Genomic DNA, 3,886 nt, shown 5'->3' on the forward strand with positions numbered 1-3,886 from the left:
GCCTCCTGCGCAAGCGGCCACCATCGCCATGGCCACCAGCCCCGCGCCGCGGCCGGACGGGCCCCCCGAGGCCATCGCCACCTCGAACGGGGCGATCAGCCCGCTCGCCATCGCCGTCTCGCGCAAGCCCGAGGCCCGTCCGAGCGACTTCTCGAACGCCATCGAGGCCGCGGTCGCCGCCGCCGTGCAGGAGCCGCGGACGCCGGTCGTGGTGGCCGCCGTTGCACCGCCGAAGCAGGTGGCTCCGGCCGTCCGCGCCCCCTCGCCCGAGGAGGAGGACGAGCCCGAGGTCTCGGTCGCGCCGCGCATTCCCACGCGGGCCAATGTGGCCCAGAACGCGACCTTCGCGAATGCCATCAACCTGTCGAAGACGAACCTGATCGGCGTCTACGGCTCCTCCTCGAACCGCTATGCGCTGGTGCGCCAGTCGAACGGCCGCTACGTCAAGGTGCGTGTGGGGGACCGGATCGACGGCGGCGTGGTGGCGGCGATCACGGGCAGCGAGCTGCGCTACCAGAAGGGCAGCCGGATCTTCGCCCTGTCCATGCCGAAGGGCTGAGCCCCGCCCTTCGCGTCGCGCGTCATGCGCGGGCGCGCAGAAGCCCGAGAGCCTGACCAGACGGCGGCGAGCCGCCATCCGGCCCTGCGCGACAGCATGGCCTGCGCGGAAGGATGGACAGGTCCCACAGGGCAAGCGATAGCTTGACCCTGAGGCAGCACGGGCAGCGCGGCATGGAAAGCCTTCTTCTGCAGGCAAGCATCTATCTCGGCGCGGCGCTGCTCATCGTGCCGCTCGCGGTGCGCGCGGGGCTGGGATCGGTCCTCGGCTATCTCGCAGCCGGCATCGTCATGGGTCCGGTGCTGGGGCTGGCCGGGGCCGAGACAGAGGATCTGCGCCACTATGCCGAATTCGGCGTGGTGCTGATGCTGTTCCTCGTGGGCCTCGAGCTCGAGCCCGCGGCGCTCTGGGCCATGCGCCGGTCGCTCGTGGGGCTCGGCGGATTGCAGATCGTGCTGACGAGCCTCGCCGCCGCGCTGGGGCTGCTCTGGCTGGGCTTTCCCTGGCCCGAGGCGGCCGTGCTCGGGATGGTGGCCGCGCTCTCCTCGACGGCCATCGTGCTGCAGACCATGACCGAGCGGCGGATGCTGCGCACGACCGGAGGGCGCAGCGCCTTCGCGGTCCTTCTCGCGCAGGACATCGCGGTGGTGCCGATGCTGGCGCTGGTGCCGCTGATCGCGCTCCGGCCGGGCGCAGGGGCGCATGGGGCGCACGATGCGACGGACGGCCCCGCCATGCCGATCATCGGCCTGCTGCAGTCGCTGCCGGGCTGGGCCGATACGCTGGTGATGCTGGGCGTGGTGGGCTTCATCGTGCTGGGCGGCCACTTCCTGACCCGGCCGGTGTTCCGCTATGTCCATGCCTCGCGCCTGCCCGAGATGGGGAGTTTCATCGCCCTCTTCACCGTGATGGGAACGGCCTTCCTCACCATGGTGGTGGGCCTCTCCCCGGCGCTCGGCGCCTTCCTCGCGGGCGTCGTTCTTGCCAACTCCGAGTTCCGCCACCAGCTCGAGGCCGACATCCGGCCCTACAAGGGGATCCTGCTCGGCCTCTTCTTCATGGCGGTGGGCATGGGGATCGACTTCCGCCTGCTGGCGGCCGATCCCTGGACGCTCGCGGGCTTCACGCTGGCGCTTGTGGGCCTCAAGGTGCTGGTGCTGGCCGCGCTCGCCCAGTCCTTCGGCCTCAGGGGGCGCGACCGCTGGCTCCTGACCCTGGGCCTCGCGCAGGCGGGCGAATTCGGCTTCGTGCTGGTGGCCTTCGCCGCGCAGGAGACGATCCTGCCCGCGCTCCATGCCCAGAAGGCGCTGATCGTCATCAGCCTCTCGATGCTGGTGACGCCCGTCCTGTTCCTCGTGGCGGGCTGGCTTACCCGGCTGGGAGAGGAGGCCCCTGCCCTCGGGGCGGATGCGATCGACGAGAAGGGGCGCGTCATCATCGCAGGCATCGGCCGCTTCGGGCAGGTGGTGAACCGGCTGGTGCGGATGAGCGGGATCGAGACCGTCGTGCTCGATCACGACATGGCGGCGGTGCAGATCATGCGCCGCTTCGGCGTGAAGGGCTTCTTCGGCGATCCGACCCGCCCTGAACTGCTGCAGGCGGCGGGGCTGGCCGAGGCCACGGTGCTCGTCGTGGCGGTCGACGACCGCGAGAATGCGATCAGGATCGTGCGCTACGCCCGTCAGGTGCGGCCCGACCTGCATATCGTGTCCCGCGCGCGCGACCGGGTGCATGTCTACGAGCTCTATCAGGCGGGCGCGGACGACATCGTGCGCGAGACCTTCGACAGCTCGATCCGGGCGGGGCGCTATGTGCTCGAGAACATGGGCTTCAGCGAATATGAGGCGGCCCAGCGGTCGCGCACCTACTACCGCGTGGACCGCGCCGCCATGCGCGATCTGGCCGAGCTCTGGGTGCCGGGCCAGCCCGCCCATCTGAACGAGGCCTATGTGGCCCGCGCACGCCAGCTCGACGACGACCTCGAGACGGCGATGCTGGAAGAGGCCGGACAGATCCCCCTCGACCCCGAAGCCGCCGAGTGAGGCCCGTCCGGGCCCGAGCCCGGCCGAGCGCTCCGCAGGAGCGTCGACCGGGCTTCCGGGGCTTCAGCCCCCGGACACGCCCGCCTCGGCGAAGGTCGCCATGCCGGAGAGGCAGGCCACCGCGCTCCGCAGGATGTTGATCGCGACGATGGCGCCGGTGCCCTCGCCGAGCCGCATCCCGAGGTCGAGGAGCGGCTCCTTGCCGATCCGCGCCAGCGCCGCCGGATGGGCGCCCTCGGCGCTGACATGCCCCGCTATGGCGTGATCGAGCGCCGAGGGCGTGAGCGCATGGAGCACCGCCGCCGCCGAGGTGCAGATGAAGCCGTCGAGGATCACCGGCGTGCGGCCGACACGGGCGCGCGCGATGGCGCCCGCCATCGCGGCGATCTCGCGGCCGCCCAGACGCCGCAGCACCTCGAGCGGATCCGAGAGCGCCTCGGCGTGCCGCTCGAGCCCCTCCGCCACCACCCGCGTCTTGGCTTCGAGCGCGGAGCCCACGACACCGGATCCGCGGCCGGTCCATTCCGCCGCCGTGCCGCCGAAGAGCGCGGCCGCGATGGCGGCCGCGGCCGTCGTGTTGCCGATGCCCATCTCGCCCACCACGAGAAGGTCGGTCTCGTCGCCGACCGCCTCCCATCCGGCCGCAAGGGCGGCCACCAGCTCGTCCTCGGTCATGGCGGGGCTGACGGTGAAATCGAGCGTCGGCCGGTCGAGCTCGAGCTCGGTCACGGTCATCGAGGCGCCCGCGACGCGGCAGAGCTGGTTCACCGCCGCCCCGCCCGCGCGGTAGTTCGCAACCATCTGCACCGTCACCTCGGGCGGGAAGGCAGAGACGCCGCGCGCGGCGATGCCGTGATTGCCCGCGAAGATGGCGACCTGCGGCCGGTCGAGCGCAGGCCGGCCGTCCCCGATCCAGCCCGCATACCAGATCGCGAGCTCCTCGAGGCGACCCAGCGCCCCTTTCGGCTTCGTCAGCGTCTCGTTCCGCGTGGTGGCTGCCTCGACCGCCTCCGCATCGACCTGCGGGAGCGTCTCGAACACGGCACGGAAGCCGGCGAGGGAGGTGAACGGAGCCTTCATGATGGGTCCTTCCGGTTGCTAGGCTGATCCCGCTTCGGTATCGGGAAGCGGCGGTGGAGACCAGTGGCCGGGAGAGACGGGATGAAAGACAGGCTGTCGCAGCGGTGGGCGGACGTGCAACTGGCGCTGGCGCTTCTTACGCGGTTGCCGCTGCCGGGGCAGGCCCTGCCCGACCGGGGCGCCGGGGCCGCCTGGGCCTGGCCGC

General features: G+C 71.7%; 2 protein-coding genes and 1 pseudogene. 2 read left to right on the forward strand and 1 reads right to left on the reverse strand.

Annotated features, from left to right (window positions below):
• Positions 1-559 (forward strand): annotated as a pseudogene (locus A9O63_RS10370) (translation initiation factor 2); the annotation flags it as partial.
• A 173-nt stretch (positions 560-732) separates the two neighbouring features.
• Positions 733-2,601: a cation:proton antiporter domain-containing protein gene (locus A9O63_RS10375; RefSeq protein ID WP_069331862.1), complete on the forward strand. Its 1,869-nt coding sequence runs from the start codon at positions 733-735 to the stop codon at positions 2,599-2,601.
• 63 nt (positions 2,602-2,664) lie between these two features.
• Here A9O63_RS10375 and cobT read toward each other — a convergent pair whose 3' ends face one another.
• On the reverse strand, positions 2,665-3,681 hold the full coding sequence (gene cobT / locus A9O63_RS10380; protein WP_069331863.1) for a nicotinate-nucleotide--dimethylbenzimidazole phosphoribosyltransferase: 1,017 nt from the start codon (positions 3,679-3,681) through the stop codon (positions 2,665-2,667).
• Positions 3,682-3,886: the final 205 nt, after the last annotated feature.

Origin of the sequence: Cereibacter johrii (genome assembly GCF_001720585.1) — a bacterium.
In the GTDB taxonomy this organism is placed as follows: domain Bacteria; phylum Pseudomonadota; class Alphaproteobacteria; order Rhodobacterales; family Rhodobacteraceae; genus Cereibacter_A; species Cereibacter_A johrii.

Bases quoted from the DNA above. Each gene is read 5' to 3' on its own strand.
- A9O63_RS10375 (WP_069331862.1), top strand. From the start codon at position 733: ATGGAAAGCCTTCTTCTGCAGGCAAGCATCTATCTCGGCGCGGCGCTG.
- cobT (WP_069331863.1), bottom strand. From the start codon at position 3,681: ATGAAGGCTCCGTTCACCTCCCTCGCCGGCTTCCGTGCCGTGTTCGAG.